Genomic DNA, 16,704 nt, shown 5'->3' with positions numbered 1-16,704 from the left:
AATGCTGTATACCGTCAGTCATTCACCTTATCACTGCGATTTATCTGCTTTGCTGAGATTGGCCACATCTGAAGATGAGATTTTATTTCTGCAAGATGGCGTCATGAGTGTTTTGAAAAACAGTGAAAGCCTTAAGCTATTGTTAAATAACCCAGCTTCGCTATTTGTATTGGAAGATGACGTTACTGCGCGCGGCCTATCCGGTCAAATTTCAGACAATGTATCGCTAATCGGCTATACTCACTTCGTGGATTTGACCCTAAAACATCAGCAACAACTGGCATGGTAATGCAGTCAATGCTGTATATTTCTTGACACCTTAGATAGTCAGCCATAAAATTCTGCGTCCTCGTTCTCTGCCAGTAGTGCAAACGAGGGGGATTTATCACGTGTTTACGAAGCAAAAAACCAGGAGCTTTTTTAATAATGGCAACGATTAACCAGCTGGTTCGCAAGCCACGCAGCATGAAGGTTGCTAAAAGCAACGTTCCTGCGCTGGAAGCATGCCCGCAGAAACGTGGTGTATGTACCCGCGTATATACAACCACCCCGAAAAAACCTAACTCCGCACTGCGTAAAGTTTGTCGTGTGCGTTTAACTAACGGTTTTGAAGTCACCTCCTACATCGGCGGTGAAGGTCATAACCTACAGGAACACTCCGTGATCCTGATCCGTGGCGGTCGTGTTAAAGACTTGCCAGGTGTGCGTTACCACACCGTTCGCGGCGCGCTTGACTGCTCAGGTGTTAAAGACCGTAAGCAATCACGTTCTAAGTACGGCGTGAAGAAGCCAAAGGCTTAATGGTTCTCCGTTAAGTAAGGCCAAACATTTTCACATTAATGTCAAAATAAACTCTTAGAGTTTTGGACAACCCTGAATTAACAACGGAGTATTTCCATGCCACGTCGTCGTGTAATTGGCCAACGTAAAATTTTACCAGATCCTAAGTTCGGATCTGAACTGTTGGCTAAATTTGTAAATATCCTGATGGTAGATGGTAAAAAATCTACTGCAGAAGCAATCGTCTATACCGCGCTGGAGACCCTGGCTCAGCGTTCTGGTAAAGATTTTCTGGAAGCTTTCGAAGTAGCTCTGGATAACGTGCGCCCGACTGTCGAAGTTAAGTCTCGCCGCGTTGGTGGTTCTACTTATCAGGTACCAGTTGAAGTTCGTCCGGTTCGTCGTAATGCCTTGGCAATGCGTTGGATCGTTGATGCTGCTCGTAAACGCGGTGATAAATCCATGGCTTTGCGCTTGGCGAATGAACTGTCTGACGCAGCAGAGAACAAAGGTTCTGCTGTTAAGAAACGTGAAGACGTTCACCGTATGGCCGAAGCTAACAAGGCGTTCGCCCACTACCGCTGGTAATTACCACGTAGTAGTTTGTGTATTCCTGTTTTTTCGACAGGACAAGGCGAAAGCCAGCGAGCAGCTACGAGACGGTACATCAGTACGGCGAGTAGCCGCACAGCGCAGACGCCAATCTTGGCTAAACGAAAAAGCGGGAATAACCATGCGGGCGCTCAACAGCCAACCCGCATGGGTTAACCGAATGAACGCCCTAGGAATAGAGGAATCAAATGGCTCGTAAAACACCCATTGAGCGCTATCGTAATATCGGTATCAGCGCTCACATCGACGCCGGTAAGACAACCACTACCGAACGTATCCTGTTTTACACCGGTGTAAACCATAAGATCGGTGAAGTTCATGACGGCGCAGCCACCATGGACTGGATGGAACAGGAGCAGGAGCGTGGTATTACCATTACTTCTGCAGCTACTACCTGCTTCTGGTCTGGTATGGCTAAACAGTTCGAACCACATCACGTCAATATCATTGACACCCCTGGGCACGTTGACTTCACCATCGAAGTAGAACGTTCCATGCGTGTTCTTGACGGCGCGGTAATGGTTTACTGTGCAGTTGGTGGTGTTCAGCCACAGTCTGAAACCGTATGGCGTCAGGCTAACAAGTATAAAGTTCCACGTATCGCGTTCGTTAACAAAATGGACCGTATGGGTGCGAATTTCCTGAAAGTTGTTGGTCAGATTAAATCTCGTCTGGGCGCGAATCCAGTTCCATTGCAACTGGCTATCGGCGCGGAAGAGAAATTTACCGGTATTATCGACCTGGTAAAAATGAAAGCGATCAACTGGAACGAAGCTGATCAGGGCGTGACCTTCGAATACGAAGAGATCCCGGCTGATATGGCTGAGCTGGCTGCTGAATGGCACCAGAATCTGGTTGAATCTGCTGCTGAAGCGTCAGAAGAGCTGATGGACAAATATTTGGGCGGCGAAGAGCTGACCGAAGAAGAAATCAAGAAAGCTCTGCGTCAACGCGTTCTGCGCAACGAAATTATCTTGGTTACCTGTGGTTCTGCGTTTAAAAACAAAGGCGTACAGGCAATGCTGGATGCGGTTATCGAATACCTGCCAGCACCAACTGATGTTGAAGCTATCAACGGTATTCTGGATGACGGTAAAGATACTCCGGCAGTTCGTCACTCTGACGACAAAGAGCCGTTCTCTGCACTGGCATTCAAAATTGCTACCGACCCGTTTGTGGGTAACTTGACGTTCTTCCGTGTGTACTCTGGTGTTGTAAATTCCGGTGACACCGTGCTGAACTCAGTGCGTTCACAGCGTGAGCGTTTGGGCCGTATCGTACAGATGCACGCCAACAAACGTGAAGAGATCAAAGAAGTTCATGCTGGCGACATCGCAGCAGCGATTGGTCTGAAAGACGTGACGACTGGTGACACCCTGTGTGACCCAGCTAATCCGATCATCTTGGAACGTATGGAGTTCCCAGAGCCAGTAATCTCTGTTGCCGTTGAACCAAAAACCAAAGCCGACCAAGAAAAAATGGGTATGGCTCTGGGTCGTCTGGCAAAAGAAGATCCATCATTCCGCGTTTGGACTGACGAAGAATCTGGTCAGACTATCATCGCAGGTATGGGTGAGTTGCACTTGGATATCCTGGTTGACCGTATGCGCCGCGAATTTAACGTGGAAGCAAACGTCGGTAAACCTCAGGTTGCATACCGTGAAACTATCCGCGATACCGTTAAGGACGTGGAAGGTAAGCACGCTAAGCAATCAGGCGGTCGTGGTCAGTACGGTCATGTTGTTATCGACATGTCTCCGTTGCCACCGGGTGGCGTTGGGTATGAATTCGTCAACGAAATCGTTGGTGGTTCTATTCCTAAAGAGTTCATCCCTGCTGTTGATAAAGGCATCCAGGAACAACTGAAAGCCGGTCCTCTGGCTGGTTATCCGGTTGTTGACGTTAAAATTCGTCTGCATTACGGTTCTTACCATGACGTTGACTCCTCAGAATTGGCGTTTAAATTAGCCGGTTCTATCGCCTTTAAAGAAGGTTTCAAACGAGCTAAACCAGTTCTGCTTGAGCCAATCATGAAGGTTGAAGTCGAAACCCCTGAAGATTACATGGGTGACGTAATGGGCGACCTTAACCGTCGTCGCGGTATCATCGAAGGTATGGAAGATACAGCTACCGGTAAAACCGTTCGCGTCAAGGTTCCGTTGTCTGAAATGTTCGGTTATGCTACTGACCTGCGTTCTCAGACTCAGGGCCGTGCTTCTTACTCTATGGAATTCCTGGAGTATGCAGAAGCACCTAGTAACGTCGCTAAAGCCGTTATCGAAGCCCGTGGCAAATAAGCTTTCGGGTTTAAAACAATGATCCAGTGCTCTCTCATCAGTGGGAGAGCACAAGAGTAAGGAATATAGTCGTGTCTAAAGAAAAATTTGAACGTAACAAACCCCATGTAAACGTCGGTACTATCGGCCACGTTGACCATGGTAAAACTACCCTGACTGCTGCAATCACCACCGTACTGGCTAAAACCTACGGCGGTAGCGCTCGTGCTTTCGATCAGATCGATAACGCACCAGAAGAAAAAGCACGTGGTATCACCATCAACACTTCTCACGTTGAATATGACACCCCGACTCGTCACTATGCGCACGTTGACTGCCCAGGGCACGCCGACTACGTTAAAAACATGATCACCGGTGCTGCTCAGATGGACGGCGCTATCCTGGTTGTTGCTGCAACTGATGGCCCTATGCCACAGACTCGTGAGCACATCCTGTTGGGCCGTCAGGTTGGCGTTCCATACATGATCGTATTCATGAACAAATGCGACATGGTTGATGATGAAGAGCTGCTGGAATTGGTAGAAATGGAAGTTCGTGAACTTCTTTCTGCTTACGATTTCCCAGGCGACGACATCCCAGTAATCAAAGGCTCAGCTCTGAAAGCACTGGAAGGCGCTCCTGAGTGGGAAGCTAAAATCATTGAACTGGCTGAAGCACTGGATAGCTACATTCCACTGCCAGAACGTGCTATCGATAAGCCATTCTTGCTGCCTATCGAAGACGTATTCTCTATCTCAGGCCGTGGTACTGTTGTAACTGGTCGTGTAGAGCGCGGTATCGTTAAAGTTGGTGAAGAAGTAGAGATCGTTGGTATCAAAGATACTGTTAAATCTACTTGTACTGGCGTTGAAATGTTCCGCAAACTGCTGGACGAAGGCCGTGCAGGCGAGAACGTTGGTGTTCTGCTGCGTGGTATCAAACGTGAAGACATCGAACGTGGTCAAGTTCTGGCTAAACCAGGCTCAATCAAACCACACACTACCTTTGATTCAGAAGTTTATATTCTGAGCAAAGAAGAAGGCGGCCGTCATACTCCGTTCTTCAAAGGTTACCGTCCACAGTTCTACTTCCGTACAACTGACGTGACTGGTACCATCGAACTGCCAGAAGGCATCGAAATGGTAATGCCTGGTGACAACGTTAACATGGTTGTGACTTTGATCCACCCAATCGCAATGGACGACGGTCTGCGTTTCGCAATCCGTGAAGGCGGCCGTACTGTTGGCGCTGGTGTTGTTGCTAAAGTTATCGCTTAATTGCTTTATTGATTAAGTTAAAAGGGCGCTTCGGCGCCCTTTTTTATTGCCCAAGATGAATAATCTTAATTGAAATAACTCGCATTCTTATTTACACTTGAAATATCGGTTAAGAAGTGAGTCATTTTATGTATGTTTGCCTGTGTAATGCGATATCTGACAAAGTTATTCGTAAAGTCGTACGTCAGCACCATCCACATACCATTCAACAATTACGTCAACTTGTACCCATAGGTACAGACTGCGGGAAGTGCATTCGACAGGCTAGAGAGATCTTGATCGAGGAGCGCGCTAACATTCCAGAAATGAATGATGTTGCCTAATAGTTAGCAGGGATAAGTTTTCCCCACACTTTGCCATCTGGTACTACACTTTTAGTACTGGAAGCGGAGGGTATATCTATGAAAGGCGATAAAAAGATAATTGCACATCTCAATAAACTACTCGGAAACGAGCTGGTTGCTATCAATCAATATTTTCTCCATGCCCGAATGTTTAAAAACTGGGGACTGATGCGCCTTAATGATAAGGAGTATCACGAATCCATTGATGAAATGAAGCATGCAGATAAGTATATCGAACGCATTCTATTCCTTGAAGGTATTCCCAACTTGCAGGATTTAGGCAAGCTGAATATTGGTGAGGATGTCGAAGAAATTCTGAAATCTGATTTAGCGCTTGAACTCGCCGGCGCGAAAGATCTGCGTGAAGGCATTGCCTATGCAGATTCTATCCATGACTATGTCAGTCGTGATTTATTGAAAGAGATTCTGGCTGAAGAAGAAGGGCACATTGATTGGCTTGAAACCGAGCTTAGCCTGATTGACCGTTTGGGAATTCAGAATTATTCTCAGGCCCAGCTGGCAAAAGACTGACTCACAAATCACTCGATAGAGTTCAGCTATAACGTATCTGGGTCAAGGGAGTGAGGGCTATATTGGCCTCACTCTTGTTCACTAGAATCCCCACGAATGGCTTTATTCCCTCCTAATTAAATTATCTGGTAAGTTTTCGCATAGATTTTCAACACCAGCTTGCTTCCTGCTGGTATTTACGTATAATGCGCGGGCCTACCTAATCTTGATAGGTCAGATTGATACTAATCTGTCGGTTACGACTTAGTGTTGTGACTGAACAATACTCCCGATATGGGGGTTATATGTTGAACGATTACACTCCCCCATCAATCGAAATGGGTGCGAGGAGTAATCATTTACGTTTATAAATAATTGGAGCTCTGGTCTCATGCAGAACCAAAGAATCCGTATCCGCCTGAAAGCGTTTGATCATCGTTTGATCGATCAATCAACTGCGGAAATCGTCGAGACTGCCAAGCGCACTGGTGCGCAGGTTCGTGGTCCGATCCCGCTGCCAACTCGCAAAGAGCGCTTTACCGTTCTGATCTCTCCGCACGTCAATAAAGATGCGCGTGATCAGTACGAGATTCGCACTCACAAGCGTCTGGTTGACATCGTTGAGCCAACCGAGAAAACCGTTGATGCTCTGATGCGTCTGGATCTGGCTGCCGGTGTAGACGTGCAGATCAGCCTGGGTTAATCAGGTCATTGAGCGATTGAGAGGTTGAAACAATGATTGGTTTAGTCGGTAAAAAAGTGGGCATGACTCGTATCTTCACTGAAGATGGCGTTTCAATCCCAGTAACTGTTATCGAAATTGAAGCGAACCGCGTAACTCAGGTCAAAAGCCTGGAGAACGACGGATACCGTGCTGTGCAAGTAACTACCGGTGCTAAAAAAGCTAACCGCGTTACCAAACCAGAAGCGGGTCATTTCGCTAAAGCTGGCGTAGAAGCTGGCCGTGGTCTGTGGGAATTCCGCCTTCCAGAAGGTCAAGAATTTACTGCTGGTCAAGAAATTAGCGTCGAAATTTTTGCAGACGTTAAGAAAGTCGACGTTACAGGTACGTCTAAAGGTAAAGGTTTTGCCGGTACTGTTAAGCGCTGGAACTTCCGTACCCAAGATGCTACCCATGGTAACTCCTTGTCTCACCGTGTTCCGGGTTCTATCGGTCAAAACCAGACTCCGGGCAAAGTGTTCAAAGGCAAGAAAATGGCTGGCCACCTGGGTGACGAACGTGTAACTGTTCAAAGCCTGGACGTAGTACGTGTTGACGCTGAGCGCAACCTGCTGTTGGTTAAGGGTGCTGTACCGGGCGCTACCGGTGGCAACCTGATCGTTAAACCAGCTGTGAAGGCGTAAGGGGATAGCAATGGAATTAGTATTGAAAGACGCGCAAGGCGCGCTGACTGTTTCCGAAACTACCTTCGGTCGTGATTTCAACGAAGCGCTGGTACATCAGGTTGTTGTTGCTTATGCAGCAGGTGCCCGTCAAGGTACTCGTGCTCAGAAGACCCGCGCTGAAGTGACTGGTTCCGGTAAAAAACCGTGGCGCCAGAAAGGTACTGGCCGTGCGCGAGCAGGTTCTGTAAAGAGCCCGATCTGGCGTTCAGGTGGTGTGACCTTTGCTGCGAAGCCTCAGGACCACAGTCAGAAAGTAAATAAAAAGATGTACCGCGGCGCGCTGAAAAGCATTCTGTCCGAATTGGTACGTCAAGATCGTCTGATCATTGTCGAAAAATTCTCTGTTGAAGCACCTAAAACTAAGTTGCTGGCGCAGAAATTGAAAGATATGGCTCTGGAAGATGTGCTGATCGTAACGAGTGAACTGGACGAGAACTTGTTCTTGGCAGCTCGCAACCTGTACAAGGTTGACGTTCGCGATGTAGCCGGTATCGACCCAGTTAGCCTGATCGCCTTCGACAAAGTGGTTATGACTGCTGATGCTGTGAAGCAAGTTGAGGAGATGCTGGCATGATTCGTGAAGAACGTCTGCTGAAAGTACTGCGCGCGCCGCATGTATCTGAAAAAGCGTCCGCTGCGATGGAAAAGAATAACACCATCGTTCTCAAAGTTGCCAAAGACGCGACCAAAGCAGAAATTAAAGCTGCAGTGCAGAAACTGTTTGAAGTCGAAGTCGAAGACGTTAACACCTTGCTGGTTAAAGGCAAGAGTAAGCGTCACGGTCAGCGTGTTGGTCGTCGTAGCGACTGGAAAAAAGCTTACGTCACCCTGAAAGAAGGCCAGAATCTGGACTTCATCGGCGGCGCAGAGTAAGTCGGAGGAGTAAACAATGGCAATTGTTAAATGTAAACCTACATCTCCGGGTCGTCGCCACGTTGTTAAAGTGGTTAACCCTGAGCTGCACAAGGGTAAGCCTTATGCCCCGTTGCTTGAGAAATTAAGCAAAAGCGGTGGCCGTAACAACAATGGCCGTATCACCACCCGTCATATCGGTGGTGGCCACAAGCAACATTATCGTCTGGTTGACTTCAAACGCAACAAAGATGGTATCCCTGCTGTGGTAGAGCGTCTGGAGTACGATCCGAACCGTTCCGCGAATATCGCGCTGGTTCTGTACAAAGACGGCGAACGCCGTTATATCCTGGCGCCTAAAGGCCTGAAAGCTGGTGACCAGATTCAATCTGGCGTTGATGCTGCAATTAAAGCAGGTAACACCCTGCCTATGCGTAACATCCCAGTTGGTTCAACGGTTCATAACGTAGAAATGAAACCAGGTAAAGGCGGCCAACTGGCTCGTTCTGCTGGTGCATACGTTCAGATCGTTGCTCGTGACGGTTCCTACGTTACTCTGCGTCTGCGCTCCGGCGAAATGCGCAAGGTTCTAGCTGATTGCCGCGCCACCTTAGGTGAAGTCGGTAACGCTGAACACATGCTGCGTGTCCTGGGTAAAGCAGGTGCCAGTCGTTGGCGTGGTATTCGTCCTACCGTTCGCGGTACGGCGATGAACCCGGTAGATCACCCGCACGGTGGTGGTGAAGGTCGTAACTTTGGTAAGCACCCGGTAACCCCGTGGGGCGTTCAGACCAAAGGTAAGAAGACCCGTAGCAACAAGCGTACTGATAAGTTCATCGTACGTCGCCGTAGTAAAAAATAATTAGAGGATAAGCCATGCCACGTTCTCTCAAGAAAGGTCCCTTCATTGACCTGCACTTGCTGAAGAAGGTAGAGAAAGCGGTGGAAAGCGGAGACAAGAAGCCAATTCGGACTTGGTCCCGTCGTTCAACGGTCTTTCCAAATATGATCGGTTTGACCATCGCTGTCCATAATGGTCGTCAGCACGTTCCAGTATTCGTTTCCGATGAAATGGTCGGTCACAAACTGGGTGAATTCGCGCCGACCCGTACTTATCGCGGCCATGCGGCCGATAAAAAGGCTAAAAAGCGCTAAGGTAGGAGGAAGAGATGGAAACTATCGCTAAACATCGCCACGCTCGTTCTTCTGCTCAGAAGGTTCGCTTGGTAGCGGACCTGATTCGCGGTAAGAAAGTGTCGCAAGCTCTGGAAACTCTAGCCTACACCAACAAGAAAGCTGCTGGTTTGGTTAAGAAGGTACTGGAGTCTGCCATTGCTAACGCAGAACACAACGATGGCGCTGACATCGATGATCTGAAAGTCACGAAGATCTTCGTAGACGAAGGCCCTAGCATGAAGCGCATTATGCCGCGTGCAAAAGGTCGTGCAGATCGCATCCTGAAGCGCACCAGCCACATTACTGTGGTTGTGTCCGATCGCTGAGACTCTGGAGACTAGCAATGGGTCAGAAAGTACATCCTAATGGTATTCGACTAGGTATTGTCAAAGCTTGGAACTCTACCTGGTACGCAAATACCAAAGAATTCGCTGACAACCTGGACAGCGACTTTAAAGTTCGCCAATTCCTGACTAAGGAATTAGCGAAAGCTTCCGTTTCTCGCATCGTTATCGAGCGTCCAGCGAAGAGCATCCGTGTGACTATTCACACCGCTCGCCCTGGCATCGTTATCGGCAAGAAAGGTGAAGATGTCGAAAAACTGCGTAAGGTCGTAGCGGATATCGCTGGCGTTCCTGCACAGATTAACATCGCCGAAGTCCGTAAACCGGAACTGGACGCAAAATTGGTTGCTGACAGCATCACTTCACAGCTGGAACGTCGCGTTATGTTCCGTCGTGCTATGAAGCGTGCAGTACAGAACGCAATGCGTCTTGGCGCTAAAGGTATCAAAGTTGAAGTAAGCGGCCGTCTTGGCGGTGCTGAAATCGCGCGTACCGAATGGTACCGTGAAGGTCGTGTTCCGTTGCATACACTGCGTGCGGATATCGATTACAACACATCTGAAGCGCACACCACTTATGGTGTAATCGGCGTTAAGGTATGGATCTTCAAAGGTGAGATCTTGGGTGGTATGGCTGCTGTTGAACAACCGGAACCGGCTGCTCAACCTAAAAAGCAGCAGCGTAAAGGCCGCAAGTAAGGAGAATCGCTGATGTTACAACCAAAGCGTACAAAATTCCGTAAGATGCACAAAGGCCGTAACCGTGGCCTTGCGCAAGGTACGGATGTTAGCTTCGGTGAGTTCGGCCTGAAAGCTTGTGGCCGTTGCCGCCTGACGGCTCGTCAAATCGAAGCAGCCCGTCGTGCGATGACACGTGCAATTAAGCGTCAAGGTAAGGTCTGGATCCGTGTATTCCCGGACAAACCGATCACCGAGAAGCCGCTCGAAGTACGTATGGGTAAAGGTAAGGGTAACGTAGAGTATTGGGTTGCCCTGATCCAGCCAGGAAAAGTTTTATTTGAAATGGCTGGTGTGCCGGAAGAAACTGCTCGCGAAGCATTTAAGCTCGCAGCAGCGAAACTGCCTGTAGGAACCACCTTTGTAACTAAGACGGTGATGTAATGAAAGCACAAGAGCTGCGTGAAAAAAGCGTTGAAGAGCTGAACACTGAGCTGCTCAACCTGCTGCGTGAGCAATTTAATTTGCGCATGCAGGCGGCTAGTGGCCAGCTGCAACAAACTCACCTGTCGAAACAAGTGCGTCGTAATATCGCACGTGTTAAGACTTTACTGACTGAAAAGGCGGGTGCGTAATGACTGACCAAATCCGTACTTTGCAAGGTCGTGTGATTAGCAACAAAATGGAGAAATCCATGGTTGTTGCTATCGAACGTGTGGTGAAACATCCAATCTATGGTAAATTCATCAAACGTACGACCAAGCTGCATGTACATGACGAGAACAACGAATGTGGTATCGGTGACGTGGTAGAAATCCACGAATGCCGTCCATTGTCAAAGACTAAGTCTTGGACTCTTGTTCGCGTTGTAGAGAAAGCGATTCTGTAATAGAGTAGCCAACTCGAACATAATAAACGGCTCAGAAAGTGGGCCGTTTATTTTTTCTACCCATAATCTGGAAGCGGTGTTATAATGCTGCGCCCTCATTCTTGGGGCTTTTAAACGACCTATTCTGGGTCCTAAAGTAGTAGTTGACATTAGCGGAGCACTAACATGATCCAAGAACAGACTATGCTGAACGTGGCCGACAACTCCGGTGCACGTCGCGTAATGTGTATCAAGGTTCTAGGTGGCTCGCACCGTCGCTACGCAGGCATCGGCGACATCATCAAGATCACCATCAAGGAAGCAATTCCTCGTGGCAAGGTGAAGAAAGGCGATGTTCTGAAGGCGGTAGTGGTGCGCACCAAGAAGGGTGTACGTCGCCCGGACGGTTCTGTCATTCGCTTCGATGGTAACGCTTGTGTTATTTTAAATAATAACAGCGAGCAGCCAATCGGCACGCGTATTTTTGGGCCGGTAACTCGTGAACTGCGTAATGAGAAGTTCATGAAAATTATCTCTCTGGCACCAGAAGTACTCTAAGGAGCGAACCATGGCAGCGAAAATCCGTCGTGATGACGAAGTTATCGTGCTAACCGGGAAAGACAAAGGTAAGCGCGGTAAAGTAAAGAATGTCCTGTCTGCTGGTAAGGTCATTGTTGAAGGTATCAACCTGGTTAAAAAACATCAGAAGCCGGTTCCGGCCCTGAACCAACCAGGTGGCATTGTTGAAAAAGAAGCTGCAATTCAAGTTTCCAACATTGCGCTGTTCAACGCGACAACCGGTAAGGCTGACCGTGTAGGCTTTAGATTCGAAGACGGCAAAAAAGTCCGTTTCTTTAAATCTAATAGCGAAACTATCAAGTAATTTGGAGTAATACGATGGCGAAACTGCATGATTACTACAAAGACGAGGTGGTCAAACAACTGATGTCTCAGTTTGGCTACAACTCTGTCATGCAAGTCCCTCGGGTCGAGAAGATCACCCTGAACATGGGTGTTGGTGAAGCGATCGCTGACAAGAAACTGCTGGACAATGCAGCAGCTGACTTGGCAGCAATCTCCGGTCAAAAGCCGTTTATCACCAAAGCACGCAAATCTGTTGCAGGCTTCAAAATCCGTCAGGGCTATCCGATCGGCTGTAAAGTGACCCTGCGTGGCGAACGCATGTGGGAATTCCTTGAGCGTCTGATTTCCATTGCTGTACCTCGTATCCGTGACTTCCGTGGCTTGTCCGCTAAGTCATTCGATGGTCGTGGTAACTACAGCATGGGTGTGCGCGAGCAGATCATCTTCCCGGAAATCGACTACGATAAAGTCGATCGTGTACGTGGTTTGGATATTACCATTACCACTACTGCGAAATCCGATGATGAAGGCCGTGCATTATTGGCTGCTTTTAAATTCCCATTCCGCAAGTAAGGTAGGGTTACTGATGGCTAAGCAATCAATGAAAGCACGCGAAGTCGTTCGCGTGAAACTAGCTAACAAATACCGCGCTCAACGCGAGGAATTAAAAGCTATTATCTCTGGTGTGAACTCATCCGACGAAGATCGTTGGAATGCTGTTCTGAAGCTGCAGTCTCTGCCGCGTGATTCCAGCCCGTCCCGTCAGCGTAACCGCTGCAACCAAACTGGTCGTCCGCATGGTTTCCTGCGGAAGTTCGGGTTGAGCCGTATTAAAGTCCGTGAAACCGCAATGCGCGGTGAAATCCCGGGCCTTAAAAAGGCTAGCTGGTAATTGTCACCAATTGAATCACGGGAGTAAAGACAGATGAGCATGCAAGATCCGATCGCGGATATGCTGACCCGTATCCGTAACGGTCAAGCCGCAAACAAAGTTGCGGTCACCATGCCTTCCTCCAAGCTGAAAGTGGCAATTGCCAACGTTCTGAAGGAAGAAGGTTTTATTGAAGATTTTAAAGTCGAAGGCGACACCAAGCCTGTACTGGAATTAGCACTTAAGTATTTCCAGGGCAAGGCAGTGGTAGAAAGCATTCAACGTATCAGCCGTCCAGGTCTGCGCATCTATAAGAAAAAAGATGAGCTGCCAAAAGTTATGGCCGGTTTGGGTATCGCTGTTATTTCTACCTCTAAAGGTGTTATGACCGATCGTGCAGCTCGCCAAGCTGGTCTTGGTGGCGAGATTATCTGCTACGTAGCTTAATTCGGGAGGAAAGAATGTCTCGTGTTGCAAAAGCACCCGTCGTCATTCCTGCCGGCGTAGAGGTAAAACTCAACGGTCAGGTTATTTCGATAAAGGGTAAGAACGGCGAGCTGACTCGTACCGTCCATAGCGCTGTTGAAGTTAAGCAAGAAGAAAATACACTGACTTTCGCTCCACGCGAAGGCGCTGTAGACGGTTGGGCCCAAGCGGGTACCACTCGTGCACTGCTTAATGCAATGGTCGTTGGTGTTACCGAAGGCTTCACTAAGAAGCTTCAATTGGTAGGTGTAGGTTACCGTGCCGCAGTTAAAGGCAACGTGGTGAATTTAGCTTTAGGCTTCTCTCATCCAGTTGACCATGAATTGCCGGCTGGCATCACTGCTGAATGCCCAACTCAAACTGAAATCGTGCTGAAAGGCGCTGATAAGCAGGTGATTGGTCAGGTTGCAGCAGATTTACGTGCCTACCGTCGTCCTGAGCCTTATAAAGGCAAGGGTGTCCGTTACGCCGACGAAGTCGTGCGTACCAAAGAGGCTAAGAAGAAGTAAGGTAACACTATGGATAAGAAAGCAGCTCGTATCCGTCGTGCGACCCGCGCACGCCGCAAGCTCAAAGAACTGGGTGCGACTCGCCTGGTGGTACATCGTACCCCACGCCATATTTACGCGCAGGTTATAGCACCAAACGGTTCTGAAATTTTGGTAGCAGCTTCTACTGTAGAAAAAGCTATCAATGAGCAATTGAAGTACGCCGGCAACAAAGATGCCGCAGCAGCTGTAGGCAAAACTATTGCTGAGCGCGCATTGGAAAAAGGGATCACGAAAGTATCCTTTGACCGTTCCGGTTTCCAATATCATGGTCGAGTCCAGGCACTGGCAGATGCTGCCCGTGAAGCTGGCCTTCAGTTCTAAGGTAGAGGTGTAAGATGTCTCACATCGAAAAACAAGCTGGCGAACTGCAGGAAAAGCTGATCGCGGTAAACCGCGTATCTAAAACCGTAAAAGGTGGCCGTATTTTCAGCTTTACCGCACTGACAGTAGTTGGTGATGGTAACGGTCGCGTTGGTTTTGGCTACGGCAAAGCACGCGAAGTTCCGGCAGCGATCCAGAAAGCGATGGAAAAAGCCCGTCGCGCTATGATTAATGTTGCTTTGAATAACGGCACTCTGCAGCACCCAGTAAAAGGTGCTCACACAGGTTCCCGTGTATTCATGCAACCAGCTTCTGAAGGTACCGGTATTATCGCCGGTGGTGCAATGCGCGCCGTCTTGGAAGTTGCAGGGGTTCATAACGTATTAGCTAAAGCATATGGTTCTACTAACCCGATCAACGTGGTTCGTGCAACTATCGCTGCTTTAGAAGATATGAAATCCCCAGAAATGGTCGCTGCTAAGCGTGGTAAATCCGTCGAAGAAATTCTAGGGAAATAACCATGGCAAAGACTATTAAAGTAACTCAAACAAAAAGCAGTATCGGTCGTTTGCCAAAACATAAGGCAACCCTGATCGGTTTAGGTCTGCGTCGTATTGGTCATACTGTAGAGCGTGAGGATACTCCTGCTGTACGTGGTATGGTCAACTTGGTTTCCTACATGGTTAAAGTTGAGGAGTAACAGATGCGTTTAAATACTCTGTCTCCGGCTGATGGTGCCAAGCATGCGCCGAAGCGTGTAGGTCGTGGTATCGGTTCTGGCCTGGGTAAAACTGCTGGTCGTGGTCACAAAGGTCAGAACTCACGTTCTGGTGGTGGCGTACGTCGTGGTTTTGAAGGTGGTCAGATGCCTTTATATCGTCGTTTGCCGAAATTCGGCTTCACCTCTCGCAAAGCTATGATCACGGCAGAAGTTCGTCTGTCTGAACTGGCTTTAGTGGAAGGCGACGTAATCGACCTGAACACGCTGAAAGCCGCTAACGTTGTTGGTACCCAGATTGAGTTCGCGAAAGTTATGCTTTCAGGCGAAATCACTCGTGCGGTAACTCTTCGTGGTCTGCGTGTCACCAAAGGCGCTCGTGCTGCTATCGAAGCTGCTGGCGGTAAAATTGAGGAATAAGTAGCAGATGGCTAAGCAACCAGGATTAGATTTTCAAAGTGCTAAAGGCGGATTAGGCGAACTGAAGCGCAGACTTTTGTTTGTTATCGGTGCGCTTATTGTTTTCCGTATCGGCTCTTTTATTCCGATTCCTGGTATCGATGCCACTGTGCTTGCTAAATTGCTCGAGCAGCAGAGAGGGACCATCATTGAAATGTTTAACATGTTCTCTGGTGGTGCTCTCAGTCGTGCTTCTATCTTTGCCTTGGGTATCATGCCGTATATTTCGGCATCCATTATTATCCAACTGTTAACGGTGGTTCATCCAGCGCTGGCAGAAATAAAGAAAGAAGGGGAAGCTGGCCGTCGTAAGATTAGTCAGTATACCCGCTATGGCACGTTGGTACTGGCGATATTCCAGTCGATTGGTATTGCTACCGGTCTACCGAATATGCCTGGGATGCAAGGTCTGGTAATCAATCCAGGCTTTGCCTTCTATTTTACCGCTGTTGTTAGCTTGGTCACCGGGACTATGTTCCTGATGTGGCTTGGCGAACAGATTACTGAGCGTGGTATCGGTAACGGTATCTCAATCATAATCTTTGCTGGTATTGTTGCGGGTCTTCCACCTGCAATAGCCCATACCATCGAGCAAGCTCGGCAAGGCGACCTGCACTTCCTCCTGTTGCTGTTGGTTGCAGTATTAGTGTTTGCAGTAACCTTCTTCGTTGTTTTCATTGAACGTGGTCAGCGTCGTATCGTCGTTAACTATGCTAAACGTCAACAAGGTCGTCGTGTTTATGCAGCACAGAGCACACACTTACCGTTGAAAGTGAATATGGCCGGGGTAATCCCAGCAATCTTCGCTTCCAGCATAATTCTATTCCCTGCCACGATTGCATCATGGTTTGGGGGTGGGACAGGTTGGAACTGGCTGACGACTATTTCGATGTATTTGCAGCCGGGACAGCCGCTTTATGTGTTACTCTATGCGTCTGCAATCATCTTCTTCTGTTTCTTCTACACGGCGTTGGTGTTTAACCCGCGTGAAACAGCAGATAACCTGAAGAAGTCCGGTGCATTCGTGCCAGGAATTCGTCCGGGAGAGCAAACGGCGAAGTACATCGATAAAGTAATGACGCGTCTAACCTTAATTGGTGCGATGTATATTACTTTCATCTGCCTGATCCCGGAGTTCATGCGTGACGCGATGAAAGTACCATTTTACTTTGGTGGTACCTCCCTACTTATTGTAGTGGTGGTCATCATGGACTTTATGGCTCAAGTGCAAACTCTGATGATGTCAAGTCAATACGAGTCTGCATTGAAGAAAGCAAACCTGAAAGGCTATAACCGCTAATTCAGGGATGT

Annotated in this window: 29 protein-coding genes; all 29 read left to right on the top strand. The window is 48.3% G+C overall.

Going from position 1 to position 16,704, the window contains the following annotated elements:
* Position 1 precedes the first annotated feature (1 nt).
* The 29 genes from tusB (at position 2) to secY (ending at position 16,693) form a co-directional block, all read left to right on the top strand.
* Positions 2–289 (top strand): sulfurtransferase complex subunit TusB, encoded by a 288-nt coding sequence (gene tusB, locus DJ58_RS10410; RefSeq protein ID WP_004709258.1) that lies wholly within the window; start codon positions 2–4, stop codon positions 287–289.
* Between the two features lie 137 nt (positions 290–426).
* A complete protein-coding gene (gene rpsL / locus DJ58_RS10415; protein WP_002212323.1) occupies positions 427–801 on the top strand; it encodes a 30S ribosomal protein S12 in 375 nt (124 codons plus the stop codon).
* 96 nt (positions 802–897) lie between these two features.
* A complete protein-coding gene (gene rpsG / locus DJ58_RS10420) occupies positions 898–1,368 on the top strand; it encodes a 30S ribosomal protein S7 (RefSeq protein WP_002212324.1) in 471 nt (156 codons plus the stop codon).
* Positions 1,369–1,580: 212 nt separating this feature from the next.
* Positions 1,581–3,689: an elongation factor G gene (gene fusA, locus DJ58_RS10425; RefSeq protein ID WP_004709255.1), complete on the top strand. Its 2,109-nt coding sequence runs from the start codon at positions 1,581–1,583 to the stop codon at positions 3,687–3,689.
* Positions 3,690–3,760: 71 nt separating this feature from the next.
* Complete coding sequence (gene tuf / locus DJ58_RS10430; protein WP_004709254.1) at positions 3,761–4,945, top strand: elongation factor Tu; 1,185 nt, start codon at positions 3,761–3,763, stop codon at positions 4,943–4,945.
* Positions 4,946–5,073: 128 nt separating this feature from the next.
* Positions 5,074–5,268 (top strand): bacterioferritin-associated ferredoxin, encoded by a 195-nt coding sequence (gene bfd / locus DJ58_RS10435; RefSeq protein WP_032911071.1) that lies wholly within the window; start codon positions 5,074–5,076, stop codon positions 5,266–5,268.
* A 78-nt stretch (positions 5,269–5,346) separates the two neighbouring features.
* Positions 5,347–5,820 carry a bacterioferritin gene (bfr, locus tag DJ58_RS10440; RefSeq protein WP_004709252.1) on the top strand — a complete coding sequence of 158 codons (474 nt, stop codon included), beginning with the start codon at positions 5,347–5,349 and terminating at the stop codon, positions 5,818–5,820.
* A 370-nt stretch (positions 5,821–6,190) separates the two neighbouring features.
* Positions 6,191–6,502, top strand: a complete 312-nt coding sequence (gene rpsJ, locus DJ58_RS10445; RefSeq protein ID WP_001181005.1) for a 30S ribosomal protein S10 — start codon at positions 6,191–6,193, stop codon at positions 6,500–6,502.
* Between the two features lie 32 nt (positions 6,503–6,534).
* On the top strand, positions 6,535–7,164 hold the full coding sequence (gene rplC, locus DJ58_RS10450; RefSeq protein ID WP_004709250.1) for a 50S ribosomal protein L3: 630 nt from the start codon (positions 6,535–6,537) through the stop codon (positions 7,162–7,164).
* Between the two features lie 10 nt (positions 7,165–7,174).
* A complete protein-coding gene (gene rplD / locus DJ58_RS10455) occupies positions 7,175–7,780 on the top strand; it encodes a 50S ribosomal protein L4 (RefSeq protein ID WP_004709248.1) in 606 nt (201 codons plus the stop codon).
* Positions 7,777–8,079 carry a 50S ribosomal protein L23 gene (rplW, locus tag DJ58_RS10460; protein ID WP_005159841.1) on the top strand — a complete coding sequence of 101 codons (303 nt, stop codon included), beginning with the start codon at positions 7,777–7,779 and terminating at the stop codon, positions 8,077–8,079. The genes rplD and rplW overlap by 4 nt, the downstream gene beginning before the upstream one ends.
* Before the next feature lie 16 nt (positions 8,080–8,095).
* Positions 8,096–8,920 carry a 50S ribosomal protein L2 gene (gene rplB, locus DJ58_RS10465; protein ID WP_004709246.1) on the top strand — a complete coding sequence of 275 codons (825 nt, stop codon included), beginning with the start codon at positions 8,096–8,098 and terminating at the stop codon, positions 8,918–8,920.
* Between the two features lie 14 nt (positions 8,921–8,934).
* Positions 8,935–9,213 (top strand): 30S ribosomal protein S19, encoded by a 279-nt coding sequence (gene rpsS, locus DJ58_RS10470; RefSeq protein ID WP_002213430.1) that lies wholly within the window; start codon positions 8,935–8,937, stop codon positions 9,211–9,213.
* A 14-nt stretch (positions 9,214–9,227) separates the two neighbouring features.
* A complete protein-coding gene (gene rplV, locus DJ58_RS10475; protein ID WP_004391423.1) occupies positions 9,228–9,560 on the top strand; it encodes a 50S ribosomal protein L22 in 333 nt (110 codons plus the stop codon).
* Between the two features lie 17 nt (positions 9,561–9,577).
* Positions 9,578–10,276 carry a 30S ribosomal protein S3 gene (gene rpsC, locus DJ58_RS10480; RefSeq protein WP_002221644.1) on the top strand — a complete coding sequence of 233 codons (699 nt, stop codon included), beginning with the start codon at positions 9,578–9,580 and terminating at the stop codon, positions 10,274–10,276.
* Positions 10,277–10,288: 12 nt separating this feature from the next.
* Complete coding sequence (gene rplP / locus DJ58_RS10485; RefSeq protein ID WP_002218940.1) at positions 10,289–10,699, top strand: 50S ribosomal protein L16; 411 nt, start codon at positions 10,289–10,291, stop codon at positions 10,697–10,699.
* The gene (gene rpmC, locus DJ58_RS10490) at positions 10,699–10,890 is read left to right on the top strand and encodes a 50S ribosomal protein L29 (protein ID WP_005159843.1); all 192 of its coding nucleotides are present in this window, start codon (positions 10,699–10,701) and stop codon (positions 10,888–10,890) included. The genes rplP and rpmC overlap by 1 nt, the downstream gene beginning before the upstream one ends.
* Positions 10,890–11,144, top strand: coding sequence for a 30S ribosomal protein S17 (gene rpsQ / locus DJ58_RS10495; protein WP_004709243.1), 255 nt, complete (start codon positions 10,890–10,892; stop codon positions 11,142–11,144). Before rpmC ends, rpsQ begins: the two co-directional genes overlap by 1 nt.
* 165 nt (positions 11,145–11,309) lie before the next feature.
* Positions 11,310–11,681 (top strand): 50S ribosomal protein L14, encoded by a 372-nt coding sequence (gene rplN, locus DJ58_RS10500; protein WP_002213325.1) that lies wholly within the window; start codon positions 11,310–11,312, stop codon positions 11,679–11,681.
* Positions 11,682–11,691: 10 nt separating this feature from the next.
* The gene (gene rplX / locus DJ58_RS10505) at positions 11,692–12,006 is read left to right on the top strand and encodes a 50S ribosomal protein L24 (RefSeq protein ID WP_004709242.1); all 315 of its coding nucleotides are present in this window, start codon (positions 11,692–11,694) and stop codon (positions 12,004–12,006) included.
* Between the two features lie 14 nt (positions 12,007–12,020).
* The gene (rplE, locus tag DJ58_RS10510; RefSeq protein WP_004709241.1) at positions 12,021–12,560 is read left to right on the top strand and encodes a 50S ribosomal protein L5; all 540 of its coding nucleotides are present in this window, start codon (positions 12,021–12,023) and stop codon (positions 12,558–12,560) included.
* A gap of 13 nt (positions 12,561–12,573) precedes the next feature.
* A complete protein-coding gene (rpsN, locus tag DJ58_RS10515; RefSeq protein WP_004391418.1) occupies positions 12,574–12,879 on the top strand; it encodes a 30S ribosomal protein S14 in 306 nt (101 codons plus the stop codon).
* Positions 12,880–12,912: 33 nt separating this feature from the next.
* Positions 12,913–13,305: a 30S ribosomal protein S8 gene (gene rpsH, locus DJ58_RS10520; protein ID WP_004709239.1), complete on the top strand. Its 393-nt coding sequence runs from the start codon at positions 12,913–12,915 to the stop codon at positions 13,303–13,305.
* Positions 13,306–13,319: 14 nt separating this feature from the next.
* Positions 13,320–13,853, top strand: a complete 534-nt coding sequence (gene rplF / locus DJ58_RS10525) for a 50S ribosomal protein L6 (protein ID WP_004391415.1) — start codon at positions 13,320–13,322, stop codon at positions 13,851–13,853.
* A 9-nt stretch (positions 13,854–13,862) separates the two neighbouring features.
* Positions 13,863–14,216, top strand: coding sequence for a 50S ribosomal protein L18 (gene rplR, locus DJ58_RS10530; RefSeq protein WP_002213336.1), 354 nt, complete (start codon positions 13,863–13,865; stop codon positions 14,214–14,216).
* Positions 14,217–14,230: 14 nt separating this feature from the next.
* The gene (gene rpsE, locus DJ58_RS10535) at positions 14,231–14,734 is read left to right on the top strand and encodes a 30S ribosomal protein S5 (RefSeq protein WP_002213337.1); all 504 of its coding nucleotides are present in this window, start codon (positions 14,231–14,233) and stop codon (positions 14,732–14,734) included.
* A 2-nt stretch (positions 14,735–14,736) separates the two neighbouring features.
* Positions 14,737–14,916 (top strand): 50S ribosomal protein L30, encoded by a 180-nt coding sequence (gene rpmD / locus DJ58_RS10540; RefSeq protein WP_002213339.1) that lies wholly within the window; start codon positions 14,737–14,739, stop codon positions 14,914–14,916.
* 3 nt (positions 14,917–14,919) lie between these two features.
* On the top strand, positions 14,920–15,354 hold the full coding sequence (gene rplO / locus DJ58_RS10545) for a 50S ribosomal protein L15 (RefSeq protein ID WP_004709236.1): 435 nt from the start codon (positions 14,920–14,922) through the stop codon (positions 15,352–15,354).
* A 7-nt stretch (positions 15,355–15,361) separates the two neighbouring features.
* Positions 15,362–16,693: a preprotein translocase subunit SecY gene (gene secY / locus DJ58_RS10550; protein ID WP_002213344.1), complete on the top strand. Its 1,332-nt coding sequence runs from the start codon at positions 15,362–15,364 to the stop codon at positions 16,691–16,693.
* Positions 16,694–16,704: the final 11 nt, after the last annotated feature.

This window comes from Yersinia frederiksenii ATCC 33641 (assembly GCF_000754805.1).
Lineage (GTDB): Bacteria > Pseudomonadota > Gammaproteobacteria > Enterobacterales > Enterobacteriaceae > Yersinia > Yersinia frederiksenii.
This window is presented reverse-complemented; position numbering and strand designations above follow the sequence as displayed.